General features: G+C 63.3%; 23 protein-coding genes and 1 tRNA gene. 9 read left to right on the top strand and 15 right to left on the bottom strand.

Going from position 1 to position 26,576, the window contains the following annotated elements:
- Positions 1-392: 392 nt before the first annotated feature.
- The 4 genes from ACOOE1_RS04685 (at position 393) to ACOOE1_RS04670 (ending at position 3,412) form a co-directional block, all read left to right on the top strand.
- Positions 393-1,229 carry a transporter substrate-binding domain-containing protein gene (locus ACOOE1_RS04685; RefSeq protein ID WP_420405179.1) on the top strand — a complete coding sequence of 279 codons (837 nt, stop codon included), beginning with the start codon at positions 393-395 and terminating at the stop codon, positions 1,227-1,229.
- A gap of 92 nt (positions 1,230-1,321) precedes the next feature.
- On the top strand, positions 1,322-2,047 hold the full coding sequence (locus tag ACOOE1_RS04680; RefSeq protein ID WP_420406405.1) for an amino acid ABC transporter ATP-binding protein: 726 nt from the start codon (positions 1,322-1,324) through the stop codon (positions 2,045-2,047).
- Positions 2,044-2,745: an amino acid ABC transporter permease gene (locus ACOOE1_RS04675; RefSeq protein WP_420405178.1), complete on the top strand. Its 702-nt coding sequence runs from the start codon at positions 2,044-2,046 to the stop codon at positions 2,743-2,745. Before ACOOE1_RS04680 ends, ACOOE1_RS04675 begins: the two co-directional genes overlap by 4 nt.
- A gap of 1 nt (position 2,746) precedes the next feature.
- Entirely contained in the window at positions 2,747-3,412 is a 666-nt protein-coding gene (locus ACOOE1_RS04670; protein ID WP_420405177.1) for an amino acid ABC transporter permease, read from the top strand.
- A 19-nt stretch (positions 3,413-3,431) separates the two neighbouring features.
- Here ACOOE1_RS04670 and ACOOE1_RS04665 read toward each other — a convergent pair whose 3' ends face one another.
- Positions 3,432-5,495 (bottom strand): BTAD domain-containing putative transcriptional regulator, encoded by a 2,064-nt coding sequence (locus tag ACOOE1_RS04665; RefSeq protein WP_420405176.1) that lies wholly within the window; start codon positions 5,493-5,495, stop codon positions 3,432-3,434.
- 238 nt (positions 5,496-5,733) lie between these two features.
- Between ACOOE1_RS04665 and ACOOE1_RS04660 the strand changes: the two genes are divergently transcribed.
- Entirely contained in the window at positions 5,734-6,609 is an 876-nt protein-coding gene (locus tag ACOOE1_RS04660) for a lysophospholipid acyltransferase family protein (RefSeq protein ID WP_420405175.1), read from the top strand.
- Position 6,610: 1 nt separating this feature from the next.
- Here ACOOE1_RS04660 and ACOOE1_RS04655 read toward each other — a convergent pair whose 3' ends face one another.
- The 5 genes from ACOOE1_RS04655 to xylF form a co-directional block, all read right to left on the bottom strand.
- The gene (locus ACOOE1_RS04655; RefSeq protein WP_420405174.1) at positions 6,611-7,825 is read right to left on the bottom strand and encodes an ROK family protein; all 1,215 of its coding nucleotides are present in this window, start codon (positions 7,823-7,825) and stop codon (positions 6,611-6,613) included.
- A 4-nt stretch (positions 7,826-7,829) separates the two neighbouring features.
- Positions 7,830-8,726 carry an SMP-30/gluconolactonase/LRE family protein gene (locus ACOOE1_RS04650; RefSeq protein WP_420405173.1) on the bottom strand — a complete coding sequence of 299 codons (897 nt, stop codon included), beginning with the start codon at positions 8,724-8,726 and terminating at the stop codon, positions 7,830-7,832.
- Positions 8,719-9,495, bottom strand: a complete 777-nt coding sequence (locus tag ACOOE1_RS04645; RefSeq protein WP_420405172.1) for an ATP-binding cassette domain-containing protein — start codon at positions 9,493-9,495, stop codon at positions 8,719-8,721. Before ACOOE1_RS04645 ends, ACOOE1_RS04650 begins: the two co-directional genes overlap by 8 nt.
- A gap of 5 nt (positions 9,496-9,500) precedes the next feature.
- Positions 9,501-10,823: a sugar ABC transporter permease gene (locus ACOOE1_RS04640; protein WP_420405171.1), complete on the bottom strand. Its 1,323-nt coding sequence runs from the start codon at positions 10,821-10,823 to the stop codon at positions 9,501-9,503.
- Positions 10,824-10,895: 72 nt separating this feature from the next.
- Positions 10,896-11,945 carry a D-xylose ABC transporter substrate-binding protein gene (gene xylF, locus ACOOE1_RS04635; RefSeq protein ID WP_420405170.1) on the bottom strand — a complete coding sequence of 350 codons (1,050 nt, stop codon included), beginning with the start codon at positions 11,943-11,945 and terminating at the stop codon, positions 10,896-10,898.
- A gap of 128 nt (positions 11,946-12,073) precedes the next feature.
- On the opposite strand from xylF, the gene ACOOE1_RS04630 reads away from it, so the two are divergent.
- Positions 12,074-12,844: an SDR family NAD(P)-dependent oxidoreductase gene (locus ACOOE1_RS04630; RefSeq protein ID WP_420405169.1), complete on the top strand. Its 771-nt coding sequence runs from the start codon at positions 12,074-12,076 to the stop codon at positions 12,842-12,844.
- Positions 12,845-12,850: 6 nt separating this feature from the next.
- Here the strand turns inward: ACOOE1_RS04630 and ACOOE1_RS04625 are convergent, their stop codons facing one another.
- From ACOOE1_RS04625 to ACOOE1_RS04615, 3 genes are all read right to left on the bottom strand, one after another.
- Positions 12,851-14,491: a flavin-containing monooxygenase gene (locus ACOOE1_RS04625; protein WP_420405168.1), complete on the bottom strand. Its 1,641-nt coding sequence runs from the start codon at positions 14,489-14,491 to the stop codon at positions 12,851-12,853.
- Between the two features lie 156 nt (positions 14,492-14,647).
- Entirely contained in the window at positions 14,648-15,826 is a 1,179-nt protein-coding gene (locus tag ACOOE1_RS04620) for a UxaA family hydrolase (protein WP_420405167.1), read from the bottom strand.
- 2 nt (positions 15,827-15,828) lie between these two features.
- A complete protein-coding gene (locus ACOOE1_RS04615; RefSeq protein WP_420405166.1) occupies positions 15,829-16,119 on the bottom strand; it encodes a UxaA family hydrolase in 291 nt (96 codons plus the stop codon).
- A 104-nt stretch (positions 16,120-16,223) separates the two neighbouring features.
- Here ACOOE1_RS04615 and ACOOE1_RS04610 point away from each other — a divergent pair, with 104 nt between their 5' ends.
- Both ACOOE1_RS04610 and ACOOE1_RS04605 read left to right on the top strand, forming a co-directional pair.
- The gene (locus ACOOE1_RS04610; protein WP_420405165.1) at positions 16,224-16,958 is read left to right on the top strand and encodes a GntR family transcriptional regulator; all 735 of its coding nucleotides are present in this window, start codon (positions 16,224-16,226) and stop codon (positions 16,956-16,958) included.
- A gap of 127 nt (positions 16,959-17,085) precedes the next feature.
- A complete protein-coding gene (locus tag ACOOE1_RS04605) occupies positions 17,086-17,715 on the top strand; it encodes a hypothetical protein (protein WP_420405164.1) in 630 nt (209 codons plus the stop codon).
- Between the two features lie 711 nt (positions 17,716-18,426).
- Here the strand turns inward: ACOOE1_RS04605 and ACOOE1_RS04600 are convergent.
- Positions 18,427-20,295 carry a dihydroxy-acid dehydratase gene (locus ACOOE1_RS04600; protein ID WP_420405163.1) on the bottom strand — a complete coding sequence of 623 codons (1,869 nt, stop codon included), beginning with the start codon at positions 20,293-20,295 and terminating at the stop codon, positions 18,427-18,429.
- Positions 20,296-20,602: 307 nt separating this feature from the next.
- On the opposite strand from ACOOE1_RS04600, the gene ACOOE1_RS04595 reads away from it, so the two are divergent.
- Positions 20,603-20,995, top strand: coding sequence for a GFA family protein (locus tag ACOOE1_RS04595; RefSeq protein ID WP_420405162.1), 393 nt, complete (start codon positions 20,603-20,605; stop codon positions 20,993-20,995).
- A 78-nt stretch (positions 20,996-21,073) separates the two neighbouring features.
- Here ACOOE1_RS04595 and ACOOE1_RS04590 read toward each other — a convergent pair whose 3' ends face one another.
- The 5 genes from ACOOE1_RS04590 to ACOOE1_RS04570 form a co-directional block, all read right to left on the bottom strand.
- Positions 21,074-22,504 (bottom strand): NAD(P)-binding domain-containing protein, encoded by a 1,431-nt coding sequence (locus ACOOE1_RS04590; RefSeq protein WP_420405161.1) that lies wholly within the window; start codon positions 22,502-22,504, stop codon positions 21,074-21,076.
- Between the two features lie 61 nt (positions 22,505-22,565).
- Positions 22,566-22,982, bottom strand: a complete 417-nt coding sequence (locus ACOOE1_RS04585) for a PadR family transcriptional regulator (protein WP_420405160.1) — start codon at positions 22,980-22,982, stop codon at positions 22,566-22,568.
- 149 nt (positions 22,983-23,131) lie between these two features.
- Positions 23,132-23,223, bottom strand: a tRNA-Ser gene (locus ACOOE1_RS04580).
- 146 nt (positions 23,224-23,369) lie between these two features.
- Positions 23,370-24,986 carry a GMC family oxidoreductase gene (locus ACOOE1_RS04575; protein WP_420405159.1) on the bottom strand — a complete coding sequence of 539 codons (1,617 nt, stop codon included), beginning with the start codon at positions 24,984-24,986 and terminating at the stop codon, positions 23,370-23,372.
- Positions 24,983-26,509 (bottom strand): PLP-dependent aminotransferase family protein, encoded by a 1,527-nt coding sequence (locus tag ACOOE1_RS04570; protein WP_420405158.1) that lies wholly within the window; start codon positions 26,507-26,509, stop codon positions 24,983-24,985. Before ACOOE1_RS04570 ends, ACOOE1_RS04575 begins: the two co-directional genes overlap by 4 nt.
- Between the last annotated feature and the right edge of the window lie 67 nt (positions 26,510-26,576).

Below are 26,576 nucleotides of genomic sequence, written 5' to 3'. Positions count from 1 at the left end.
CTTGCCGGTGATATCTGGCCCCTCCCGGTCTCGGGCGGGTAGTCCGCATATGGGGATCGGAACGGGCCGGTACTAGGTGGCCCTCCACGGGAGGACACGTGCCCGCATTACTCCACGAAATTCGCTTCGGCAACAAGGGGCTAAAGAAGGACCGGTTTTCCTGCGGTATAAGCTCAGGAAAAGGAAGCGAAAGAATCTTTATTGTTGCGCTACACGATCGCTGCATAGACTTCGAAATCCAGCGGTGAGGGCACTTCCCCGCTCTCATGCTGACTGACGCATCGACCCGTATTCTGCCGGGCCGAGGGTTCAGCCGAGGTGGGTTTCGCCGCAAGGCGGAGGCACTCAAAACAAAACGGCGGACCTCTTGCAATCGAACATGGAGGCTGATCATGAATTTCCTGAAATACCCGCTCTTCGGTGCCGCCCTCGCGGTCGCCGTTGCGAGCGTCGCCGATGCCAAGACCTACAAGGTCGGGCTTGACGGTACTTTTGCCCCTCACGCCATGCCGAAACTGTCCGGCGGGGTCGAGGGCTTCAACGTCGATCTCGCGAACGAGATCGGCAAGCGCCTCGGGGCCGAGATGGATATCACCGCGGCCCAGTGGTCCGGTTTGCTGCCGGGCATGCAGGCCGGCACCTACGACTTCATTGTCGCGCCGACCACGCTCACGGAAGAACGCACCAAGAGCATGCTGTTCACCGAGGGCTACATAAACACGGACTTTCAGTTCGTGCTCAAGAAAGGCGGCCCGAAGATAACCAATCTCGAAGATTTCAAGGGCAAGGTCATCGCGGTGAACAAGGGCGCCGTCTATGACAAGTGGGCGCGGGATCTGGAGAGCGAGGTCGGCTGGAAGGTCGAGTCCTACGGCACCAACACCGACGCGATTCAGGCTGTGGTTTCCGGACGTGCCTTCGCCAATGTCGCTGGCAATACCGCGTCGGCATGGGCGGTGAAGAAGAACCCACAGATCGAACTTTCCTACATCCATTCCACCGGCAAGGTCTTCTCCATGCCCTTCCGCAAGGACAGCGCCGAGCTCCGGAACAAGGTCGAGGAAGCGATCGAGTGCATGAAGCTTGACGGCACCATGACCATGCTCAGCGAGAAATGGTTCGGTGTGACGCCAGCCCCGGGCTCTGCCCTGATCACGGTGCAGCCGGGTTACGGAGAGCCGGGCTTCGAGGGTCACGATCCGACCGAGCACACGCCGAGCTGCGGCTGACAACTTGAAGCTTCACAACGCCGGACACGGGCACTCCGTGTCCGGCGGCATGCCCGTTTTCAAACTGTTCAGAGTATTGGTTCATGGCACCCATCCTCGAGGCCCATGGCCTTTGGAAGGCATTTGGCGATTTTCAGGCGCTGAAAGGCGTCGACTTCGCGCTTGAGACGGGGGAACTCGTCTTCATCATCGGTCCCTCCGGGTCCGGCAAGAGCACGCTGCTGCGCTGCTTCAACCGTCTCGAGGAACCGAGCGACGGGGTCGTGATCTTCGAGGGCGTGGACCTCATGGACCGGAGCGTCGACATCAATCTCATGCGGCGGCGCATCGGCATGGTGTTTCAGCAGTTCAATCTCTATCCGCACCTCAATGCACGCGACAACATCACGCTGGCTTTGCGCAAGGTGCTGGGCAAGAGCCGGATCGAGGCAAACGAGATCGCGGAGAAAATGCTCGAGCGGGTCGGCCTTGGCGACAAGGCGGAGTCCCATCCGGGAGCGCTTTCGGGCGGGCAGCAGCAGCGCGTCGCCATCGCCCGCGCGCTTGCGCTTGAGCCTGCCGTCATGCTCTTCGACGAGCCCACGAGCGCACTTGATCCCGAACTGGTCGGTAGCGTGCTGCAGGTGATGCAGCAGTTGCGCGATGCCGGCATGACGATGGTGGTGGTCAGCCACGAGATGCGTTTCGCAAGAGCGGCGGCGGACCGGGTCATCTTCATGGCCGACGGTCAGATCCTCGAAGAGGGAACGCCTCAAGAGGTCTTCGAGGCGCCACAGCATCCGCGCACCCGTGATTTCATGGCGGAGATCGGGCAATGAGCGAGGTCGTGCCCGACACCATGTGGGACCGCTTCGTCGAGACCTTCTTCCGTCCGGACCTGATCGCGGAATATGCGGGCGCAATCGGAAAAGGCGTGATCGTCACCTGCGAGATCGCGGTGCTCGTCGTGTTCTGCGGCATCGCGCTCGGGATGACACTCGCCATTCTCAGGAGCTACCGCAACAAGGTGCTCTCGGCCCTCATCGTGATTTTTGTCGACCTGATGCGCTCGCTGCCGCCGCTTGTGCTGATTTTGCTGATCTATTTCGGCCTGCCGACCGTGGGGATCACGCTCTCCGGGTTCTTCGTGCTCTGGCTGGTCCTGACATTGGTACTCGGGGCTTTTGCAGAAGAGATCTTCTGGGCCGGGATCCTCTCGGTCCGAAAAGGACAATGGGAGGCGGCGCGTTCGACCGGTCTCGGCTTCAACCAGACTCTGATCTACGTCGTCATTCCCCAAGCCGTGCGGATGACCGTCGCGCCGCTGACCAACCGGACCATCGCAATTACCAAGAACACCGCACTCGGCACCGTTATCGGAGTGGGAGAGATCCTGAACCAGGCCTCGACCGCGCAATCCTTCTCCGGCAGTGCCACGCCGCTGATGATGGGGGCCATCGCCTATATCCTGCTCTTCATCCCGGTCGTTGCTGTCGGCCGCTGGATCGAGACCCGATTCCAGTGGAGGCGCGCCTGAGATGGACGAGCTGATCTACAACTTCTTCAATATCGACATCATGAAAGAGGTCTTCCCGCTGATGCTGCGAGGCGCCGGGATGACGTTGCTGCTCTGTCTTGCGGTCATCCCTCTCGGGCTTCTCGGCGGTCTGCTTGTCGCCCTCGCTGCGCGCACGAGACACCGGCCGCTACGCTATGCCGTCATTGCGCTGATCGACCTCTTCCGCGCCGTGCCGCCGCTCGTTCTGCTCATCTTCGTTTATGCGGGGCTGCCGTTTGCGGGAGTCGACATCTCGCCGTTCATGGCGGTCTGCATTGCCTTCTTGCTGAACAATTCGGCCTATTTCGCAGAAATCTACCGGGCGGGGATCGAGAGTATCGGCGCGGGACAGTTCGAGGCCGCGCGCTCGACCGGGCTCACCGGCATCCAGACCATGCGCTACGTGATCCTGCCGCAGGCGACCCGGAACGTGCTGCCTGATCTGCTCAGCAACATCATCGAGATCGTGAAGCTGACCTCAATCGCCAGCGTGGTATCGTTCCAGGAGTTGCTCTATTCCGCCGACATGGCCCGCTCGGTGACATACAACGCCTCGCCGATCGTCATGGCCGCGGTGGCCTATCTGGTGATGCTCTGGCCGGTGGTACGGCTCCTCAGCCGGATGGAGCACCGGGTCGGGCACTGAGGCGGGTCCGGTCCGGGACCTATCGCGCCGTGAGGCCGGCCCGCTCAAGGCCGTGCTTCATGTGAAAATAGTCTTCCGGATTGCGGAACCGGTGAGTCGAAAGGAACCAGCGCGTAACATCCCCTGGCAGGGGCGGCGTCGCGCCGACCCAGTTTTCCCGCGCGACGGCCAGGAAACGCTCGGCTTCCCGTTCGGCGGCCCTGCTGTTTCCGAGTTGGGCGAAGGCGGCGGCGGCCCATGCCGGGGGGTAGAGAACATTGTTCTCGCCAGCCTTCGCCGCCGCCCAGATGGTTCCGGGATAGTCGCGGCAAATGTAACGGCAGGCGGTTTCGAAGCACCAATTCAGAGGGCGATATGCGGAGTCTGTCTCACGCGGCGCCTCGATGCGGCGCAGGGCTTCTGCCGTCTCTCCACAGAAGGCGAGTCCGAGGGCAGAAGAGATCGCTGTGCCGACATCGTTCTCGTTCAAATTCTCGGCGATACCAAAGCAGAGGATCGCGCGATCAAACGCGCCGGCGCCGAGGTTGGCCCAGCCGGAAGCATGGTAACTCTTGATGTCACGCGGTCCGGCCTCGATTGCCCGACGGGCATATTCCAGCGCTTCGGCCTCCGTCCCCGCGTCCTGCTGGTATCCGGGGCAGGCGAAACGCTTCAAGCTCGAGCACAGCGAGCGGCTGGATAGACCGGGGGCGAAATCCGGTGCGTCTGCGACGATCGCGTCGAAGGTATCGGCGGCTTGTGACCAGGAGGCCGGTGTCCAGCGGCGCATCAGCCCGCGCCCGAGGAGCCATCGATCGTGGATCGATGGAGAAACCGGAGACTCGCTGGCGGGATTTCCCGGTCGCCCGAGGGACAGATGGACGTTGACGGCGACAGCCAGTTTTTGCACCAGCTGCTTTAGTGACCGAGGCCAGGTCTCCAGACTGGCGGGACTCTCCTCGCTCCAGAGGATGGTGTCTGATGCGGTCTCGCGCACCGATACCAGAACATGCAGAACCGTCCGCTTCACGAAAGCGTCGGCCTCGACGCTGTAGCTTGGATCGAGCGAGGCAAGTCTTTTCCCCGCATCCGCACGTTCTCCGTCGATTACCAGCCATTCTCTGAATTTCAGCAGGTTCGACATGAATTGATGGCGGAAGGCACGGGCCATGAACCTGAGCGGCTCGGGCAGGCCGGCGTCGGAGAATGTACCGACGACCAGACGGGGGGCGCCGACGGCGATCCGCACGGCTCTCGCCATGGCGTCCTTCCCGTCCGAGTCAGGGGCATCCGGGGCCATGCCGGATTTGATCAGCGCAACGAGAGCCTTGGTCTCCTCTGACGGTTCCATGTCGTAGTCGGCTTCGAGCAGCGACCACAACCTGTTGTAGCGCTTCAGTGCGGACGCGATGTCTCCGGTTCGGACATGTTGCAGCATGAGTTCGCGGCAAGCGGCTTCGTGTGTCGGATCGAGATTCGAAAGCGCGAGTGCGGCATTCTTCGAGATCCGCTCCGCATGCGGTGCGTTTGCCCGTGTGTGGTCGCTGATCCGGGCTTCGAGGCTGGCGACCAGCCGGTCGTGCAGGATCTGCCTCTGCACGGTGATCCACGACCCGAAGACAGGATCGAGATCCTCGAAACCGAGCAGGAGTGAGGAGGAAATGTCGCTCCGTTGCAGCAGGATCGGATGAACCGGTGCCATCGCGTCCTGATCGAGGATGGTCCAGAGATCGGAGGTAAACGCTTCGGGGCGCAAGCGGATCTCGTTTCGTGTCACCTCTATGGCGTCATGCCGGACCTTGCCAAAAAACTGGTTGAGGCGCCTCAGAGCCTGTCTGAGGGACGCACGCGCCTGTTCTTCGGGTGCACTGCTCCACAGCAGGCCGGCGATCCGCTCCCGGGTTTCGCTATGGGACGGCATCAGCATCAGATACGCGAGAATCGCCTGTGCCTTGCGACTCGGCAGATTGGCCACGCCAGTGGGGGCCTCGATCGCGAATCCGCCGAGGAGGCCGACTTTCAGGACATCGTCGTGGCTCGAGTTGCGCTTCGGCGGCGAGACGATCAGAGGGGGTCGGTTTCCGTCATATAGAGCGTCCACCATCGTCAAGCCTCTGCCTTTCGGCAAGCGCCTCTCTTGGCCGGTTTGGCCGGCGCGCGACGCGCGCCGACACTCGCGAGTCATTCAACTCAATGGTCTAACGAAAGCGCCCGTCGGATCAACCTGCTTTCCGGACAAAGTGCAAGGTGTCCGCTGCCTGCGTCCCGCAATTTTTCGGTCATCAGACTGTCATGCAACGTCGCTAGCGTTCGTCGACCAGCATGCATCAGGCGACGGAAGAATGGGTATGAAATTCGGGGCGGGGCGGTTCAGGCGGGCGTTCGAGCGGAAAACGCCGGTCGTGTCGTATTGCAATCCGGATGACACCTTCGCGCGGCAGGTCCTGATTCGGTGTTTCGAACTGCTGACGGGTCAGCCGCGCCTGCAGCGAATGTATGACGACTACTGCAGCAAGCACCTCGCGGCCGGGGACTTCTGGCAGTCAGCGGTGGAGTATCTGAGGCTTTCCGTCTGTTTCGAGGAATCGCGGCTGAAAGCGATTCCGTCGGATGGCCCGCTGATCGTTGTCGCCAATCATCCCTTCGGCGTCTTGGACGGTATTGCGATCGGCCATATCACCTCTCGGGTCCGGCCGGATTTCAAGCTGATGGCCCACGCCGCGCTTGGCCGGGCCGAGCCGCTGCGCCCGTTTCTGATACCGATCGAATTCGACGGCGCTTCCAGTGCCCTCCGGAGCAATGTCGAATCGAAGCGCAGGGCACTGGCCCATCTGAAGGAAGGTGGCGCGCTTGTGTTATTTCCGGCGGGCAGGGTCTCGACGGCCGAGAATGTCTTTGGCCGTGCGACCGATGCGCCGTGGAAGCTCTTTGCAGGCAAGTTGATTGCGCATTCCGGGGCAACGGTCGTGCCGATCTTCTTCGAGGGACAGAACCGCCTGATGTTCCATTTCGTCAGCCGGTTTAGCGAAGCTTTGCGCGAAGCTCTCCTGATGGGGGAGGTGGTGCGCCGCATCGGTGATGAGGTGAGGGCGCATATCGGTGCGCCGATCGGGGCGGCTGATCTCGGTAGTGGATCGGACCGGCAGGCACTGCTCGACGACCTGCGCCAGCTGGTCTACGCGCTCGACCCTGCGCGGAACGCCGTTTCGCCGGCCTGATTCAGATCAGCGTTTCCTCCAGCACGAGGGCAGCGGCCCCGCGGGCCCAGACCTCGTCTCCGCCGGAATCGATCCTGAGGTCCACCGAGGTATCCGTGCCGGCCAGGATGTTATTCTCAAGTGCCTTTCTCAGGGCGGCGTAAAACGCTTTCGCGGAGTGTGTTCGGGCACCGGAAAGGACCACGACGGGCGGGTCCAGAATGTCGACCAGGTTGGCGATGCCGGTGCCGAGCATGGTGCCGGCCCGTTCGAAGATGGAAATTACCGCGGAGTCGCCCGCGTCCGCCTGCGCGATGAGGTTCTGGATCCGCGCTTCGAGGGCGATCGGGTCGTCGGTCGCAACCGAGGGGCCGAGGATATTTGCCTCGCGCGCGATGGCATAATCGGACACGTAGGCTTCGATGCAGCCGCGCTGGCCGCAGCGGCAGAGCGCGCCGCCGACCACGATCTTGGTATGGCCGAACTCCGCCCCGAAACCACGGGACCCGCGGTAGAGCTTCTCGTTCACGACCAGTCCCATGCCGACACCGTGTTCCACCGTGACGACAAGGAAGGTGGGGAAGGCGCGGCCGACCCCGAACCATTTTTCAGCCAGCGCCGTCATGTTGGCGTCGTTGTCGATAAAGGTCCGGAAGCCGGTCCGTTTCTCCACGATCTCCCGGAACGGAACGTCCCGTTCGGAGAAGACCGGCGCCCAGCGTACGAGCCCGGACGGATATTCGATATAACCCGGTACGCCGATCCCGAGACCGAGCACCAGGTTCGGATCGATCCCTGACCCGGAGATGATCGTCTGGACCTGTTTCATGCAGATATCGGCGATCCACTCCGGTGCGTCCCGATTGGCCCTGACCGGGATCGTTTCCGCTCCGAGAATGTTGCCCGACAGATCGGTCAGCGAGACCGAGGCCTGGTGCATCGAAATCTTGATGCCGACGGCGAAACCGGCTTCCGGATTCAACTCGAGTCGGGTGCGCGGTCGGCCGCGTACGGTTTCGTCCCGCTCCGGCGAGTCCCGTTCCTCGCGGATGACGCCGTCCTCGAGCAGTTCGGAGGTGATGATGGTGACGGTTGCGGGGCTGATGCCGATATGTTCGGCGAGTTCGATCCGTGCCACCGCGCCGCGCCGGCGCAGGCAATCGACGACGGCTTTCCGGTTCTTTGCCCGTGCCGGGTCCGGGATATGCCGACCGAGCCTCTTGTCCCGCAATTCCATCGGCTCAGAGTGTCAGGGCGCCCCGGAAGCGTGCCTCCGGAAGGCCCCTGATTCCGTCGAGTTCGGCGACAAAAATGCCGCCAGCCGTCGGTTGCGCCCGTTCCCGCTCGGCGGAAAAACCTTCGCGGCCGGTCGCGATGTAGAGGCTGCTCAGTTCGTCGCCGCCGAAGCAGGCGAGGGTGACCTGGCTGACCGGAACCTCCACCCGTATATCGCGCGTGCCGTCTGCGAGGTAGCGCTGCACGCAGCCGCCCTCGAACTGGGCGTTCCAGACCGCGCCCTCGGCGTCGACGCAGGAGCCGTCCGGAGCGCCTTCCATGCCGCTCAGTTCGGCGAATATTGCACGGCCCGACAGCGTTCCGCTCTTCCGTTCATAGGCAAAGCTGAAGATCTTGTGACCAGAGGAATCGGCAAAATACATGGTCTCCCCGTCGGGTGAGAAGCACAGGCTGTTCGTGCAGCCGACTTCGTCTATCAGGCGCTGCGAAGTATCACCACCGCCATATGAATAGACAGCCGACAATGGCCGCAGGCTTTCCTCGTCCAGCCCGCCGAAGACGAACCTGCCATCCCGGTCGCAGCGCCCGTCGTTGAGCCGGGTGCTTGGGCGATCCGGTTCGATCTCCAGCAGCTCGGTCAGTTGCGCCGCGACAGGGTCGAAATGCGCGAGCCCGTCCTCTTGGGCGAGAAGAATTCCGTCCTGTTCGGTGAAGGCGAAACTGCCGATGCGTTTCTGGAAATCGATCTTCTCTACGCCGCTTCCGTCGGCATTGCAGCTCCACAGCGACCGGCCGTGGATGTCCGTCCAGTAGAGCTTCTTGTGCTCGGCGTTCCACTGGATCCCCTCTGCGAGGATATTGCGGCAATCGAGCAGCAGGCGGGCTCGGACGGCTTCAGGCAAGGGCACGCTCCCCCAGATGATCCGGCATCTTCCCGAGAATGATCATGCCGAGCACATCGTCCTTCGAAACCTCGTCCGTACGGACGGTTCCGACCAGGCGCCCATTCTTCATTACCGTCAGACGGTCGGAAAGATCGAAGACGTCATGGATGTCGTGGCTGATCAGGAAGATGCCGATCCCTTCCGATTTGAGCTGCTTGACCAGTTCGGAGACCATCTGCGTCTCCTGCACGCCGAGGGCCGCGGTCGGCTCGTCCATGATCAGGACGCGGGCGTCGAAATAGACCGCGCGGGCGATCGCGACCGACTGGCGCTGGCCGCCGGAAAGCGCCTTCACCGGTGCCGCGAACTTGCGGAAATTGGGATTGAGCCGCCCCAGGATCTCGCGTGTCTCGGCCTCCATCCGGACCTCGTCGAGTGTGCCGGAAGGGGTGAGAAGTTCACGGCCAAGGAAAAGGTTCGCGGCGGCGTCGAGGTTATCGGCGAGGGCGAGCGTCTGGTAGATGGTCTCGATGTTGTAGCGGCGGGCGTCGCGTGCGTTCCGGATCGTCGCGCTCTTCCCGTCGATCAGGATTTCCCCGCTGTCTTTCGGATTGGCTCCCGAGAGCACCTTTACAAGCGTCGACTTGCCGGCACCATTATGGCCGAGCAAGCCGACGACCTCGCCCGGATAGAGATCGCAGGTCACCCCGTCGACGGCCTTGATGCCGCCGAACGAGACGTGGATGTCGCGCATCTCGACGAGCGGGGTGCTTGGTTCGTGTGTCATGGCGCTCACTCCCCGATCCGCCGGCGATAGACCTGGTCGATCCAGACGGCGAGGACCAGCACAAGGCCGATGACGATCGATTGCAGGGAGGTATTTACCCCGATCAGCGCCATCCCGCTCTGCAGACTCTGCATCACGAGAGCGCCGAGAATGGCGCCGTAGATCGTGCCGACGCCCCCTGCGAGCGAAGTACCGCCGATCACCGCGGCGGCGATCACCCGGAGCTCGTCAAGCGTGCCGAGATCGTTTGCCGCCGACTGCAGGCGCGCCGAGGCGATCACGGCCGAGAGCGCGCAGAGCCCTCCCATCAGCGTGAAGACGTAGAGCGTCATGCGCCGGACGTCGATGCCGGAGAGTTCGGCCGCCTGCAGGTTGCCGCCCATGGCGAAGACGTAGCGTCCGAATTTCGTACGCCGGGCGATGATGGTCATGACAATGGCGACCACGGCGACGATGACGACGGGGATGGCGATGCCATGCACGAGCTCCAGCCCGCCTTCAGGAATTTCCCAGCCTTTGGCCTCGGCGATCCGTTTCGCGGCGCGGGCCGGGACGGGGTAGGCGTTCATCGCCGCGACGAAGGAGGCGATGGCGATGCAAAGCACGCCGATATTCAGCCAGTCTGCCCAGAGCGGCTTCAGAGGGAAGTCGAAGAGCTTGCGTCGCCGCCGTCCGTTCAGGATGCCGAAGAGCACGAAGGCGACCATGATGATTCCGAAGATCCAGGATCCGACCTCTCCGAGAGTGCCCGCGATGCCGCCGCCGAAGAGCACGAAGGTTCCGTCAAGCGGCGCGACGGTGCGCCCGGTCGTGACCCACCAGGCGGCGCCGCGCCAGACCAGCAGGCCGCCGAGTGTGACGATAAAGGCCGGCACGCCGAGATAGCCGATGACCCAGCCCTGCAGGCTGCTGATCAGCAGCCCGAGCAGGAGACCGATACCGATGGTCAGCACCCAGTTGGCCGGATGATTGAAGCCGAGATAGTCGGGCAGGATCTCGGTCTGCACCACGCCCATCACCATGGCAATGACTCCGAGCACAGACCCGACCGAAAGGTCGATGTGGCGGGTGACGATAACGAAAACCATGCCCGTTGCCATCACCGCGACCGAGGCTGTCTGGACAGAGAGGTTGAAGAGATTGCGCGGGGTAATGAAGCGTCCTTCGGTCAACAGGTCCAGAAGCAGCCAGATGACGAGCAGCGCGCCCACCATGCCGAGCAGGCGGAGGTCGAGTTCCATCGTCCGGACGAGGCCCGAGAGTCCGGATTGCGTTGCTCTAACGGAGCTCGTGGTTGCAGCGGACGTGGTTGGTGCCTGGTCGCTCATGCGGGTATCCACTCGGTCGAAGAAGAGAGACCGGCACCAGACGGTGCCGGTCAGTTGGACGGAGCTTCGGCGTCAATCGCAAGCCGTGACCGTGCCGCTTTTCACGCCCTTGCAGACTACGTCCTTCGATACCCAGCCGGCGTCGATCACGACGTCCAGCTTGTCCCTTGTGATCGGCACCGGCGCAAGGAAGACCGAGCTCAGCATTTGCCCGCTCGGGCTCTTCCATTGCTGGGCGCCGGAGACCGCGTCATTGTCGGCACCCTTGGCAAGTTCGATGGCGATTTCAGCCGCACGTCTGCCGAGATCGCGGGCATCCTTCCAGACCGAGACCGTCTGGGTGCCGAGAGCAACCCGATTGAGCGCCGCATGGTCGCCGTCCTGGCCGGAGACCGGGAGGCCTTCCAGACCCTGCGCGGTCAATGCCGCGACCACGCCGCCGGCGGTACCGTCGTTGGAGGCCACCACGGCATCGACCTTGTTGTCGTTGGCGGTGAGGATCTGTTCCATGTTGCGCTGCGCGTTGGCGGGCAGCCAGCCGTCGGTATACTGCTCGCCGACCACCTTGATGTCGCCTTTGTCGATCGCCGCCTTCAGCACTTCGAGCTGCCCGTCATGCAGGAAATCTGCGTTTGGATCCTGAGGGCTCCCCTTGATGAAAACGTAATTGCCTTTCGGCTGGGCGGCATAGACCGCACGGGCCTGCATGCGGCCAACCTCGACATTGTCGAAGGTGATGTAGAAGGCGTCCGGGTGCTCGATCAGTCGGTCGTACCCGACGACGGGGATGCCCTCGGCTGCGGCCTTCTCGACCGCCGGCGTTATGGCGGAAGCGTCCTGGGCCAGGATAATGAGTGCGTTCGCGCCGCGGGCGATCAGGCTCTCCACGTCCGAGAGCTGCTTGGCCGTCGAGCTCTGCGCATCGGCGCTGATGTATTCGACACCCGCCTTTTCGAGTGCGGCCTTGATCGCTGCCTCGTCGGTCTTCCAGCGCTCTTCCTGAAAATTGGACCAGCTGACGCCGACGATGGTGTCGGCGGCCATGACCGGCTGCGGGACGCCGGCGATTCCGCCGAGCGCGAGTATCCCGGCGGCAAGCATACTCGTGAGATTTATCCTCATGTCTTCCTCCCTCAAGGAATGCGGCGTTGTTCGCCAATTGATTTATTTTAGTGATTAAAAAATATGTTGCCGCATGCCGGTCTGGCCGTCAATGTTTTCAGCGGGCGGAGCGAAAGGGAGCAGACGAGATGGCGGCATATGCAACACGCTATCCTGACCTGAAAAAACAGGCCGTGTTCGTCAGCGGCGGTGCGACCGGCATCGGCGCGGCAATCGTCGAGGCCTTCTGCTGGCAGGGCGCGCATACCTACTTCGTCGATATCGACGAGGCGGCAGGTGAAACGCTCACCGCCGGAGTCGCCGATAAAACCGGAACCTCGCCATTCTTTCACCGCTGTGATGTGACCGATACGGCAGCGCTCAGAGACGCGATCGAACGGGCCTCCGACGTTACAGGATCGCTCTATGCACTGGTGAATAACGCGGCGCGGGACTTGCGCATTCCCGCCGAAACGGTGACCGAAGACGATTGGGACGCGCTCGTCGCCGTCAATCTGAAACAGCAATTCTTCGCCGCGCAGACGGCCTACCGGCTGATGGCACCGCAAGGCGCCGGTTCGATCATCAATTTCGGGTCCATTGCGCCGGGGCAGGGGGTCCCGGATCTTTCAGTCTACAGCGCCTGCAAGGCAGGGGTTTTCGGGCTCACCCGGTCCCTGGCGCGCGATTTCGGCGAGGCCGGTATCCGGGTCAATTCCGTTGTACCGGGTGCGATTCTAACGCCGCGGCAGCTTCGGGACTGGATCGATCCCGAGACGAAGGAAGCTGTCATCCGACGCCAGTGTCTGAAGCGGGCGATGCTGGAAGACGATGTCGCAGAGATGGTGCTGTTCCTCGCCTCGAACGCTTCACGAGGCTGCACCGCGCAGGAGTTCAGAGTCGATGGCGGCAATATCTGATCGGGGTCAGCTCAGGACAAATCCCTCGTAGCCTGCCTCGGCGACGGCGTCGCAGCGCGCGCGATAATGTTGCAGCCCGCCGGCATAGGGCATGAAGACGCGCGGTTTCCCGGACACGTTCGCGCCGAGATACCAGGACGAGTTGGCGAGCGGTAGCAAGGTCGCCTCGGCGGCACGGTTGGTCTCCGCCACCCAGGTCTCCGCCGCCTGCTCGGTTGCCTCGATCCGGGTCCGCCCTTTCTGGCGCATCTGCCGGATGCAGTCGGTGATCCAGTCGACATGCTGCTCGATCGAGACCGGCATGTTGGTCAGCACGGAGGGGCTTCCGGGTCCGGTGATCGTGAAGAGGTTCGGAAAGCCGGCGATCTGCAGGCCGAGATAGGTCTTCGGTCCGGCGGCCCAGGCATCCTTCAGCGCGAGCCCGTTCTTGCCGGTGATGTTCAGGCGGAGCAGCGGGCCGGTGATGGCGTCGAACCCGGTCGCGAAGACGAGAATGTCGAGATCGTAATGCGCATGTCCGGTTTCGATCCCGGTATCGGTGATCCGCTTGATCGGATCGGACTTGATGTCGACGAGGGTCACGTTGTCGCGATTGAAGGTCTCGAAGTAGTTGCTGTCGATCGGCGGACGCTTGGTACCGAACGGATGGTCGAGATTGCTCAGCAGTTCCGCGGTCTTCGGATCCTTCACGATTTCCCGGATCTTCGCCTTGATGAAATCCGATGCGGTGTCGTTTGCCGCCTTGTCGACCATGAGGTCCTTGAACACGGCCCGGAAGCGCAGGCCGCCTTTCTGCCAGGCCTCTTCGTAGATCGCCTGTCGTTCCTCCTCCGAAACGCTGGCCGCCAGCCGCTCCTCGATGCGGAAAGGGTGGCCGTTCGGGGTCGAGACCATGATCTCGTGGATCTCGTCACGGTGCTCGCTGATATGGCGTTTGAAGTCTTCCGTCAGCGGCGCATTGCGCGCCGGTATGCTGTAATTCGCCGTGCGCTGGAAGACGGTCAGGTGCTCCGCCGACGCCGCGATCACCGGGGCGGACTGGATGCCGGTCGAGCCGGTGCCGATCTGCCCGACCCTCTTGCCATGGAAGTCCACGCCCTCGTGCGGCCATTCACCTGTGTGGTACCAGTCGCCCTTGAAGTCTTCGAGACCGGGAATATCCGGAACGTTGGCGGAGGAGAGGCAGCCGACACCGGTGATCAGAAACGGTGCGGCATAGCGTTTGCCCGAGGCGGTCGTGACGTGCCAAAGCGTGGCCGCATCGTCGAAGCGGGCGGAGATGACGCGGTCGGAGAGGCGGATGTCCTGGCGGAGATCGAAGCGGTCGGCCACGTGGTTCAGATAGTGCCGGATTTCCTCCTGGCCCGGATAGCGCTCCGACCATTCCCATTCCTCCAGAAGTTCCCTGGAGAAGTAGTAGCAATAGGAATGGCTCTCGCTGTCGCAGCGCGCGCCCGGATAGCGGTTCCAGTACCAGGTGCCGCCGACGCCGTCCGCCGCTTCCAGCACCAGAGCCTTCATGCCGAGCCGGTCGCGCAGGCTGTGCAACTGATAAAGCCCGGCGAAGCCGGCACCGATGATCAGCGCTTCAACCTGCTCGGCGGCTCCCGCCACACTTCGGGCCTCTGCGGCGATGTTCTCCGCCATGTTCCGCTCCCTGTTCGCCGTGTGGGAAAAGCATGGCCCCGGGGGCGGCGGCGATCAATCTTCCCGCCGCAAAGACAGCGATGCCGCCAGGGAGCGAACGAACAGAAAGGCCGGCTCCCGCGGGAGCCGGCCTTTCTGCCGCAACCGTTCCGGCCGTCAGGCCGAACGATACAGCTTTGTCATCGAGAATTCCCGGTGCCCGAGCGCTTCCGCCGCCGTATGCCGGCCGTTCGCGGTGCGGACGATCATCTCGATCAGTGCGTCGCCTGCTTCGTCGATGGTCATCTCGCGGGTCAGCACGCCGGTGACGTCCACGTCGATATGCTCCGACATGGTCCTGAGCGTGCGCGGATTTCCCGAGATCTTGATCACCGGCACGATCGGGTTCCCGATGACGTTGCCCTGGCCGGTCGGGAAGGTGTGGATCACGAAACCGCCCGCCGCCATCAGGGTGACGCATTCCGCCGCGGCCGAGGAACTGTCCATGAAATAGAGGCCGGGACCCTTTTCCGGTGTCTCGGCCGGCCCTATGGCGTCGATATAGGTCGAGGTGCGGCCGATCTTCTCGAGATTGCCCATCGCCTTTTCCTCGATCGTCGTCAGGCCGCCGAGAATGTTGCCCTTGGTCGGCTGGCTGTCGGAGAGATCGGTCGTCTTGAAAGGCTCGATCACCTCGTCCTGGTAGGCCTGGAAGAGCTTCATGAACTTCTCGCCGGCTTCCGGCGTCGCCCCGCGCTTGGCGCAGATATGCTCGGCCCCGGTGATCTCGGAGGTCTCGCCGAAGCAGCCGTAGAGCCCGTGCGGCAGCAGCTTGTCGTACATGTTGCCGACCGTCGGGCAGGAGGAGAGTCCGGTCGTGGTATCGCTCTCGCCGCACTTGGTCGAAACCCAGAGGTCGGTGAGGGGGACTTCCTCCTTCTGCAGCTCGGTCGCCCAATGGACGAATTCCTTGGCCTTCCAGGAGGCCTGGCGGATGGTCTCGAAATCGCCCTTCTGCTCGATCGAGAAGCCCTCGACCGGCTTGCCGGTCTTGGCAATGCCGTCGACGATCACCTGGGTCCATTCCGGCTCGATGCCGATCACCACGACGGCGGCCACGTTCGGGTTGGCGCCGGTGCCGATGATGGTGCGGAAATGCAGCTCGAGATCCTCGCCGAACTGCAGGCGGCCATAGGCGTGCGGGATCGCCATGGTGCCCTTGACGTTGTTGGCGACCGCTTCGCAGGCGGCGTTGGAAATGTCGTCGACCGGAAGAATCAGGACATGATTGCGGACGCCCACGCGGCCGTTCTCGCGGCGCCACGCATTCACAGACGTATTTGCTAGATCGGCCATCTCTACCACCTCTTGGTTTTCAGGTTGTGGGTATGGACGTGCTCGCCGGTACCGGCGGCGCCGACCATCTTGCCGATATCCTCGCCATACTTGATGACGGTGTCTCCGGTCGTCAGATCCTTGAGCGCGACCTTGTGGCCGATCGGAATGTCCGCCTTGGCGGTCAGCCGAAAATCCGAATTGTCGTGCGTGATGACACAGAGCATTTCCGTGCCCGCCTTCAGGCCCTCGACCACGACGACGCCGACATTGTCGTCTGGATGATGGACCAGCAGCTGGGGAATGTTGGTCATTTCCCTGTTCCTCCCGGTTTTCGTGAAGCGTGCTATCAGTGTGAATACCTGTACCGGAATTCTTATACAAGACTTGGTCCTCAACTCTTGCTAAGAATGCAAGAATGAGCGCAGCAAGCGGCACCAGGGAGAGGATTCTGTCGGCGCCACTCTACAAATATGTGATCGAGACACTGATCGACCGGATCGCGTCAGGCGAACTCGCGCCCGGAATCATGCTGCCGAGCGAGGCCGATCTCGGTGCCGAACTCGGCGTCAGCCAGGGCACTGCTCGAAAAGCCCTGATCGACCTCGAACGAAGGGGGATCGTGCGCCGGCGGCAGGGGGTCGGCACCTTCGTCGCCGCGAGGACGCCCGAGAGCGCGTTGTTCCACTTCTTCCGCCTGCGCAATCCTGACGGCAGCCATTCGGTGCCGGAACTCGAAGAGGAAAGCGTGCGGCGTCGCAAATCGTCGAAATGCGAGAGAGAGACCCTGTTCGGCAGGCCGGACCACGTGTTCGAAATCGAGCGTGTTCGCTCGATTGACGGCAGGCGCCTGGTCCACGAGATATCTGTCGTCCCGACCCCGCTCTTTCCGGGGCTTCCGGAACGCTCGCCTTTGCCGAACACGCTCTATGTGCTCTACCAGCACGCATATTCCATCGCCATCGTCCAGGCGAACGAGAACATCAGAGCTGTCTCCGGCACGCCTCGGGTGTGCGAACGGCTCGGGGCGGCGGCGGGACTCCCCATGCTCCGGGTCGACCGCATGGCGAGAGACCTCTCGGGGCGCACGGTCGAACAGCGCACCAGTCACTTTGTGACAGGGAACCATTGTTACGCGGTCGAGCTGACCTAAGCGTCCAACGCCTGCTCGTTCCGGCCGGATACCCCTGGTTGCCGCAAGAAAATTCGCATTGAGCGGTATAAACTGATAATTTAATTATGTAGTACTCCTCGCTGCCGTGAAAGTCTTGATGGTCAAGATGACATCTTTTCGTTCCAGCGCCGTCGCGATGCACCCGAAGGGCAAGGCCGAGCCGGTTGTCGCGTTCGACTGGGGCTACTGGATGTGCTCGCTCGAGACGGAAGCCGATCGGTTCGGTCCTTTCGCCGATCTCGTTGCTTTGTGGCGGAGCCGGATACGCGACAATGGACGTTTGCCGCGCCGGAGCGATTTCCGGGCCGAAGAGTTTGCCGGTTGGATGGGGCGCATATTCATCGCAAAGATCGAGCACGATCCGTTCGATCTCAGGTTCACCCTCTGGGGGAGCACGCTGTCGGAATGGTGGCGTGTGGATTATACCGGGCAGACCTTGGGCACCCAGTCCTCCGATCCGGAGGCCTGGGCGGTCGAGCGCCGGTATTTTGAGGAGATGGCGCGCAGACCGTTCTTCGGCCTTGCCGGCGGGAGCCTGTCGGAATACGGCCGGTCGCACATCAAGGTGGTGGGCCTCGACCTTCCGTTTTCGAACGGCACGGGACTTGACCAGATCCTGTCGGCTCATATGCGGATCGATGCCGAGCAGGCTCTCCCGCAACTTCTGCCGGATTGCCCGCTTTCCGCGTTTGAGGAGAACAACAACCTGAAGGCGGGGCCCCGGGTCGTGTGGTGACCGGACGCGACGCTGTCCGCTGTTCACCGACCTCGTCAGCCTCGCAATGATCTTCGATGTCTATCCGCGGCGTTCGATGCGGCTGGATGCAAAGTGCAATTCAACGCGATGATTTTGCACGCTGCCTCTTGGATGCTGTGGTCGGGCGTCTGGTCAACTTCTTCAACACCACGATTTCCGATACCTATCAGCACAGACCTGTATTCTAAGAAAAGTTGATGTTCGGCCTCATGATGCTGAGATACGTGCATGCCGAAAGACGCGCACCCTCGAAGGTGCGCGACTTCCGGGCTTGCGCGTTCCCGGTCAAGCATGGCTAGATCTATACCGACACCTTTGACCGGAATAGCGAGTTGCAAAATTCAGGTCGAGACTGATTTACAGTCCCTTTCACCGGTCGCGCGAGGGACGATCGGTTTCTAGGTCGTCTATCAGAAAATCGCCAAATTTAAGTTTGCCTGGAACAGGGCGCGGATATTCCGGCGTCGGCGCTCTTTTCCAAACGTTGGCCCAGCGTGCTGGATTGCGGATGGGCGGAAATTTGGCCGAACGGCACCAGCGCGGCAATCGGACACCTGGGCCGAGTGGCTGGACAATGGCGCAGCCTCGCTGGAGCCGCCGCATCTTGGCAACCGGTACCGACGCACGACTAAAAAAGGGCCGAACCCGCCTTGGTGGCATGTCCGGCCCGATGGCGCACTTCCCCGTGCATCAGAACGCCTTATCGGCCCCCGGCCGCGACCGGTTTTTCGGCACGAACCCGGAGCGCTCCGCGTTCCGCGGCTCGCGCACCCAGACCTCGCGATTCGGATGCAGGCCGCCGCCCCGGATGGCCGGAACCGCGGTGTGGCGCGCGCGGTGCAGCAGGCGGGTATCCGCCGCGCCGCAATTCGGGTGGATGCCGCCATTGTCGGCGACGGTCTTCTCCCAGGCGGCCTTGCGCGCGGCCACCGTGGCGGAATCCTGCAGTGCCGTGCAGTTCAGCTCGTTCGTCTCCAGATCGGCAACGATCTCGTCACCGTTCTCGATCAGCGCGATCGGGCCGCCCAGCGCGGCTTCGGGGCCGACATGGCCGATGACGAGACCGACGGAGCCGCCGGAGAAGCGGGCATCTGTCATCAGCGCGATGACGATGCCGCGTTCGCGGCAGAGCGTGGTGATGCGGGAGGTCGGATCGAGCATTTCCGGCATGCCCGGCGCGCCGCTCGGGCCCGCGTAGCGGACGATGACGATGTCGTTGTTCTCGAACTGCTCCGGTGCCTCGTCGAGGGCTGCGAGCAGGCCGGCCTCGCCTTCGAAGACACGGGCCTTGCCGACGAAACGGTTGTTCTCCAGCCCGCCCTCGACGCCGGCCAGCTTCAGGATGGCGGAGAAGTCGGGGGACAGGTTGCCGCCCAGCATCCGCAGGCCGCCGGTCGGCTTGTACGGTTTGTCGACCGGGTAGATCACGGTGCCGTCCACCTTCTTGCTCTGCAGCCGTTCGACCTGGGCGGAGAGCGTCTCGCCGGTGCAGGTCAGGACGTCGCCGTTGAGCAGTCCGGCTTCGAGCAGTTCGCGCACGATCACCTGCACGCCGCCGACCGCGTCGATATCGACCATCGAGTATTTGCCGTAGGGGCGGGCATCCGTCAGCACCGGGACGACATGCTGCGAGAGGTGGTTGAATTCCTCCGGTGTGATGACCTCTTTCCAGAAGTCAGCGAATCCAGCCGCGCGGGCGATCTCCGGCGCATGCAGCACCACGTTTGTGGATCCGCCGATCGCCATCGAGACGATCATCGCGTTGCGCAGGGAATCCCGAACCACGATGTCGCGCGGCTTCAGGTCCGACTCCATCATGTGCGAGAGATGGTCGATCAACTCGGACGGGAACTCGTTCAGCCGGCGCGGATCGTCGGAGGCCGGGGCCACCATGTGCAGCGGCTGCATGCCGACAACGCCGATGAAAGTCTGCATCGTGTTGTAGGTGAACATGCCGCCGCAGCTGCCGAAGCCGGGGCAGGCGTGGCAGGAGATGTGATGGCGGAATTCCGGATCCGGATTGCCGGCGACCTGGTAGGCGCTGACAATGTCGAGGGCCTCACCGGTTTCCGGATCCTTGCCGGGGTGGATAGGTCCGTCCGACATGATGATGGCCGGCTGGTTGTGCTCGAGCAGGGCGGCAAGGGTTCCGACCGGAGGCTTGTCGCAGGCGACGACCGCGATCGTACCGGCGAGGCCGGTCGCTTCCAGGTGCTCGCAGAGCGCGTCGTTGGTCACTTCTCGGCCGATCAGCGAATAGCGCATCTCCGGCGTGCCGTTTCGGACACCGTCCGAGGTGGCGATGGTGAATTCCGGCTGGACGAGGCGCAGCTTGAGTTTGCCGTCTTCCTGGCCAATGCGGTCGCGCAGGCGGGCATGGATCGCGTCCACCTTCGCCTGCACGCCGAGATAGCACTGGCTGTCACCCTTGGTGCCGACGACGCCGACGGACGGCTCGTGGATCAGTTCCGGATCGGTGCCGAGCTCGCGCGCAAGCCCGATGGTCTGGGCCGAGCGGCCCGGATGGCGGTCGATGAGTAGGGGTCTGGAATTCTTCACGGGGCGTTTCCTCGGTTGGGCGCAAGTCTCTCGGACACCAGCATTTGACGGTTCCTACCGGATAATCCGGCGGGGATATTAGGGCAAGCACTCTCGGTCGGCCAACCCGCCCGGTCAACGCGCCAAATTGTCAAGGCTGACGTTCGGGGGGGCGCGGAGGTAAGTCTCGAGAGTGAGTGTGGCTAGAGCCAGGCGGAGGAGATCACGACCTCCTATGCCAACTGGCGCGGGTCGATGCGAGGCCGGTTGTCGGGACAAAGCGGTTCATCCAGACTGCTTCCTGCGCATGTTTCAGGGGAGGAGTCGCATGGAGCGGTATACCGGAGGATGCCTTTGCGGCTCTGTCCGTCTTGTGGCCACGGGACGCCCCTTCCGGGTCGGACTCTGTCATTGTCTCGATTGCCGCAAGCATCACGGGGCCCTGTTTCACGCCTCGGCGATCTTTCCCGCGGATGCGGTCACGATCGAGGGCGAGACCCATGACTATGAGGGACGGAAGTTCTGTCCTCGCTGCGGGTCCACGGTCTACGGGCGCAGCGAGGACGAGGTCGAGGTCAATCTGGGGTCGCTGGATGCGCCGGACCAGCTGCAGCCGACCTACGAACTCTGGACCGTCCGGCGCGAATCCTGGCTGCCGCCTTTCCCGCTCGAAAGGCGCTATGAGCGCGACCGCGAGCCCGGCGGACGTTTCGAGGACTAGACCGCGCCGGGGCACTGTCGCCGGAAACGGGCCGGGCTGCGAATGGGATCAACCTGCCTATCGATTGTGTCCGCATTCCTAGGAATTGGAACAACCGCACCCTGCCTCACCTGCGGCCTTTGCGGCCGCATCCTGCAGACAGCACGCATCCACCCCGGACGGCGGCGGGCCGCCACAGCAGGTCTGGGCCGCGGATTCGACGGGCTCCGTTTGCGTGGCCGATCCACAGCAAGAGCTCGCGGTTTCCATTTCTGTCGGCGCGCTGCACACCCCGGTTTCCGGCAGATCGAGTTCGACCCGTGCCGCCGCCGCATGATCGCCCGCAAGCGCGGCAACGATGGAGCGGACCTGCTCGTAGCCGGTCGCCATCAGGAAGGTCGGCGCCCGGCCGTAGGATTTCATGCCGGCCACGAAGAAATCCTGCTCCGGATGGGCCAGCTCCTGCGCGCCATGCGGGCGCACGGTGCCGCAGCTGTGCAGGTTCGGGTCGATCATCGGCGCCAGGGCGCGCGGCGCTTCCAGCCACGGATCGAGATCGAGGCGGATCTCCCGCAGCATGTCGAGATCCGGACGGAATCCGGTGGTCCCGACGATCCTGTCGACCGGAACGGATTGCGTGTCGGCGGCGCTCTGGCCGTTCACCAGCAGGGCCCCGTCTTGCTCTCCGATGCTGCGGATGCGGAACGGCATGAGCAGTTGCAGGCGGCCGGCCTCCACCGCTTCGCGAACGCGGGTGCCAAGGGTTCCCCGGGCCGGCAGGGCGTCTGCCTCGCCGCCGCCGAAGACAGCATCGAGACTGGTCCTCCTCAGCGCCCAGATCACCTGGGTACCCGGTGCTTCCCGCTGAAGATCCAGAAGATCGAGGATCACATTCATCGCCGAATGGCCGCTACCGACGACCAGTACGCGCCGGCCGGTGAAGGTGGCGCGTGCCTCGTCCAGCACATCCGGGATGCCATAGCTGATGCGGGCCGAGAAAGTCTCTTCGCCCGGGGCTTTCACGCCGCCGGAGCCGACCGGGTTCGGCGTGCGCCAGGTGCCGGAGGCGTCGATCACCGCCCGGGCCTCGATGCTGCTGCCGTCGGCCAGACGCAGTTCGAAGGGTTGTTGCGCGCGCCCCGCGGTCCTGGCCTTGTCGAAATCCTTGCGCCCGACAGAGATTACGCGGGCGCCGAAACGCAGATGCGGCCGGATCGCGTCAAGGCGGGAGAGCGGCTCGAGGTAGTGCTCGACGAGTTCGTGTCCGGTCGGCAGTTCGGAATCCGCCGGGGCTGTCCAGCCGGTCTCCTCGAGCATCCGGCGTGCGGTTCTGTCGGTATTGTAGATCCAAGGAGAGAAGAGCCGGACATGCCCCCATTCGCGTATTGCCGCGCCGACCTTGTCACCTGCTTCCAGCAGCAGGAACGGCAAACCGCGCTCGGTCAGCTGGGCTGCGGCGGCGAGGCCGACCGGGCCGGCGCCGATGACAGCAACCGGCAAAGCCTCGGTGGAAGCGTTCAACATGTTCATTTGCGGCTCTCCGAACAGGTCATCGATGTATCGATGGGTGATACTTCATGGCAAAAAAAACTCAGCCGCAGACGGCCGGACCGCATTGATCCGGACAACTGGCGGCTATGCATGCGCCGACATCGCTCCATGCCTCGACGGCAACCCGGAAGGCTTCCCGACCCTTGTCGGTGATCGAATAGACCTTGCGCCGCCGGCCGCCCACGATCTGCTCTTCCGCCGTCACGTATCCGCCGGCCTCGAATTCCCTCAGGACCGGGTAGAGCGCGCCCGGCGTCGGTGAGCAGCAGCCCTGAGTCTGCGTCTCGACCGCCCTGCTGATGTCGTAGCCGTGCAGGTTGCGCTGATTGAGCACGCAGAGAATGAAGAACTTGGACAGGCTCATCTTTATGAGTCCGTTCCAGTATTCGCGGTCGGTGTAGTCGACTTCCGCGGCCGGAACCGTTTTCATCCGGCGGGATGGGGAAGAAGTGTTCATCCGATGAATCTGAGGCGGCGCTCAACATATGTCAATGGGTAATATATTGATGGGTAATATAGGCACGTGAATAAGATTGATGCCGGGCGGTACCCCGGGGGCGAACAACGTAAGAGGAGAAACGCCTCAAGCTGGAAAACGGGGGAGAATGGCGGAGGGGAAGGGATTCGAACCCTCGATACCGGTTTCCCAGTATAACGGTTTAGCAAACCGCCGCCTTCAGCCACTCGGCCACCCCTCCGCACGGGGCATCAACGTGGGGCGAGCCCACAACACGGCGTATGCTGCGCTCCTTCTATGCGGGCGTTCCCACGCTGTCAACGCATGCTGTCCCGCCGGATGACAGATTTTTTTCCGCATGCCCGACAGGTGGCGGAAACCTTTGGTTCAGCGGTTGCCGAGGATGATATCGCTCGCCTTTTCGCCGACCATGATCGAGGGCGCGTTGGTGTTGCCGGACGGGATTGTCGGGAAGATCGAGGCGTCGGCGACGCGCAGATTCTCCAGCCCATGGACCCGCAGGTCCGGCCGTACCACATCGTGCGCCGGGTCCGGCCCCATGCGGCAGGTGCCGGACGGGTGGAAGACGGACCCGCCGGTATCGCGGAAATAGTCCATCATCTCTCCGTCACTCCGCACATCGGGACCGGGCGAGACCTCCGCTTCGACGAGCTCCCGCATGGTCGGCGTCTCCATGAGGCGCCGGATGAATCTGAATCCTTCGAGATTCTCCTGCAGGTCGAAGTCGGTGGCGAGATAGTTCGGCTGGATCTCCGGCGCCTCGTGGGGATCGGCGGAGCGCAGCTTGATGAAGCCGCGGCTGGTCGGGCGGCATTGCGAGATGCTGGTGAGGAAGGCGGAATAGGGGTCAGGATGCATAAGCGGGCGTTTGCCCGGAGGCGCCTTTGTGTAGCTCAGCGGCGAGAAATACAGCTGCATGTTCGGTCGTGTCAGCTCCGGACGGGTGCGGACGAAGCCCCCCGCCTGGTTAAGGCTCATCCCGACCGGGCCGCGCAGGGTCAGCAGATAGCGCAGACCGGCCATGGCGCGGCCCCACCAGGGCGCGAGCTCGTTGTTGAGCGAGGGGCGGCGCGAACGGTACATCTGGTCGACGATGTAATGGTCCATGAGGTTGCGCCCGACGCCGGGGCGGTCGGTATGGACCGCGATTCCGAGCTCGCGCAGGTCCCCAGCCGGACCGATGCCGGATTGCAGCATCAGGGCAGGGCTGCCGATGGCGCCGGCGGCGAGAATGATCTCTGCGTCGGCGTGCGCGCGGCGGGCGACCCCGTGGATCCTGTAGTCGATCCCGGTGACGCGACGCCCGTCGAACAGCAGCCGCTCGGCGACGGCATTCGTCTCGATCCGGAGGTTCGCACGGCGGCGTGCCGGCCAGAGATAGGCCCTGGCCGCCGACATCCGGATACCGTTGCCGATCGTGACGTGATACGGGCCGACACCCTCCTGGCTGGGACCGTTGAAATCCGGATTGACCGGCACCCCCGCCTCCGAACCGGCTTTGAAGAACTCGGCGCAGAGTGGGTGCAGGTCGGCGAGCGGAGCGGTGATCTTCAGGGGGCCGTCGCCGCCGCGCCAAGCGTTCTCGCCGCCCTGATGGGATTCCATGCGCTTGTAGACCGGCAGCACGTCGTCCCAGCCCCAACCGGGATTGCCGGCCGCTTCCCAGTCCCCGTAATCCTCCGCCTGACCGCGTATATAGACCATGGCGTTGATCGAGCTGGAGCCGCCGAGCACCTTGCCGCGCGGCCAGTAGGTCTGGCGGTTGCCGGCGGTCGGGACCGGCGCGGACATATACATCCAGTTCACGGACGGATCGTAGAAGGACTTGCCGTAGCCGATCGGAACCTGGATCCAGAACTGCCGGTCGTCGCCGCCGGCTTCGAGCAGCAGGACGCGGTGCCGGCCGCTTTCGCTGAGCCGCGCCGCCAGCGCGCACCCTGCCGACCCGGCGCCGACAACGATATAGTCGAATGTGTCTGTCACGATGAGACGTCCAATCGGGAAGTGGTTTCTTGCCTTGCGCATTCGGTCTCGAGGATCCGGGCAAGCCCCCGGACACCCTGTTCGATCTCTTCGGGTGGCACACCGCTAAAGCCGAGAACGAGACCGCTCTTGTCCAGGGGCGACATCGCGTAACGTCCGAAAGGCGTCACGGTGATGCCCGCGGCGTTGGCCGCATCAGCGACGGCATTTTCGGCAAGACCGGTAGCCAGACGACCGGTTGTGTGCAGGCCGGTATCCGTCGGCTTCAGGGCCAGCAGACCGTCCAGCTGTTCTGACGCGCACTGCATCAGAACCTGATAGCGCTCGGTGTAGACCCGACGCATCCGGCGCAGATGGGTGGCGAAATGGCCTTCGTCCATGAATCCCGCCACGATCGCCTGGCTGTTCAGCGGCGCGCTCGGCAGCCAGGTATCGAAATGGTGGTTCAGGAGGCCGGCAAAGGACGGCGGCGCGAGAATGTAGCCTAGGCGAAGTGCGGGGAAGAGAGTCTTGGAAAAGGTCCCGACATAAAAGACACGGTCGGCATGGTCGATGCTCTTGAGGGTCGGGATCGGATGAGTGCCGTAGTAGAACTCGCCGTCGTAGTCATCCTCGATGATCCAGGCATCGGCGGCTTCCGCCGCGTTCAGAAGCGCAAAGCGCCGCTCGAGACTCATCGTCACGCCAAGCGGCTGCTGGTGCAACGGGGTGACGAAGGCGAGGCGGAATTCCGGCGCCCTTTCGAGACCGGCGGCAACGTCGAGCCCGTCGGTGTCGATCGGCAACGGCACGAGATCGCCGCCGGCGGCCCTGAGCGCGTTCTGAGCCCCTATGGCGCCCGGATTCTCGAACCAGACCCTGTCGCCCTGCTTCAGCAGCATACTCGCGATGATATGGAACGCATGCTGGGCGCCGTTGGTGACGAAGATCCGCTCCTCGTCGCAATTGATTCCCTGATTGGCCCTCAGATGCGCCGCGATAGCCCGGCGCAGTGGCGGAAACCCGGCGACGTTGCCGTAGCCCAGAACCAGGTCGCGCTGTTCGCGCCAGTGTTTGTTGGATTGCCGGGTCCACTGTGCGACCGGGAACATGTCGACCGCCGGCAGCGCGGTTGTGAAGGCGCGAATCGTATGCGGGAGACGCACCGCGAACCCGGTGCCGAAACTCACGGGGGGGCGGGAGCGCGTTTCCATCGGAGGTCCCGTATCCGGTATCTCGGCTTCGGCGTCGGCTGCGCTTCGGTCGGCAATCCGGACGGAATCGCTGACGAATGTGCCGGCGCCGGTGCGTGCATCCAGCAATCCTTCGGAGATCAATCTCTCATAGACGTCGACCATCGTGGTACGGGAGACGCCGAGATCGCGCGCCAGAGTGCGCGTCGCCGGCAGCCGGTCGCCGCCGCGCAGGCCGCCCGCAAGAATGATCTCCCGTATTGAAGAGGTGATCTGCGTCGCCAGCAGGCGCGGCGAATCGTGATCGATCCGGATGGCGCTGAGCAAGGCGCCGGCGGCGCGTTTCACCATGATACCGCAGGCTCCGGGCCGAATTGGGTGTGGTTTGCAGATTGGTTTGTTCTTTTGTCGAAAATGG

It is taken from the genome of Nisaea sp. (assembly GCF_965216895.1).
Taxonomy (GTDB): domain Bacteria; phylum Pseudomonadota; class Alphaproteobacteria; order Thalassobaculales; family Thalassobaculaceae; genus Nisaea.
Note: the sequence above shows the minus strand (reverse complement) of the source record. Positions and strands in the feature narration are given on the sequence as shown.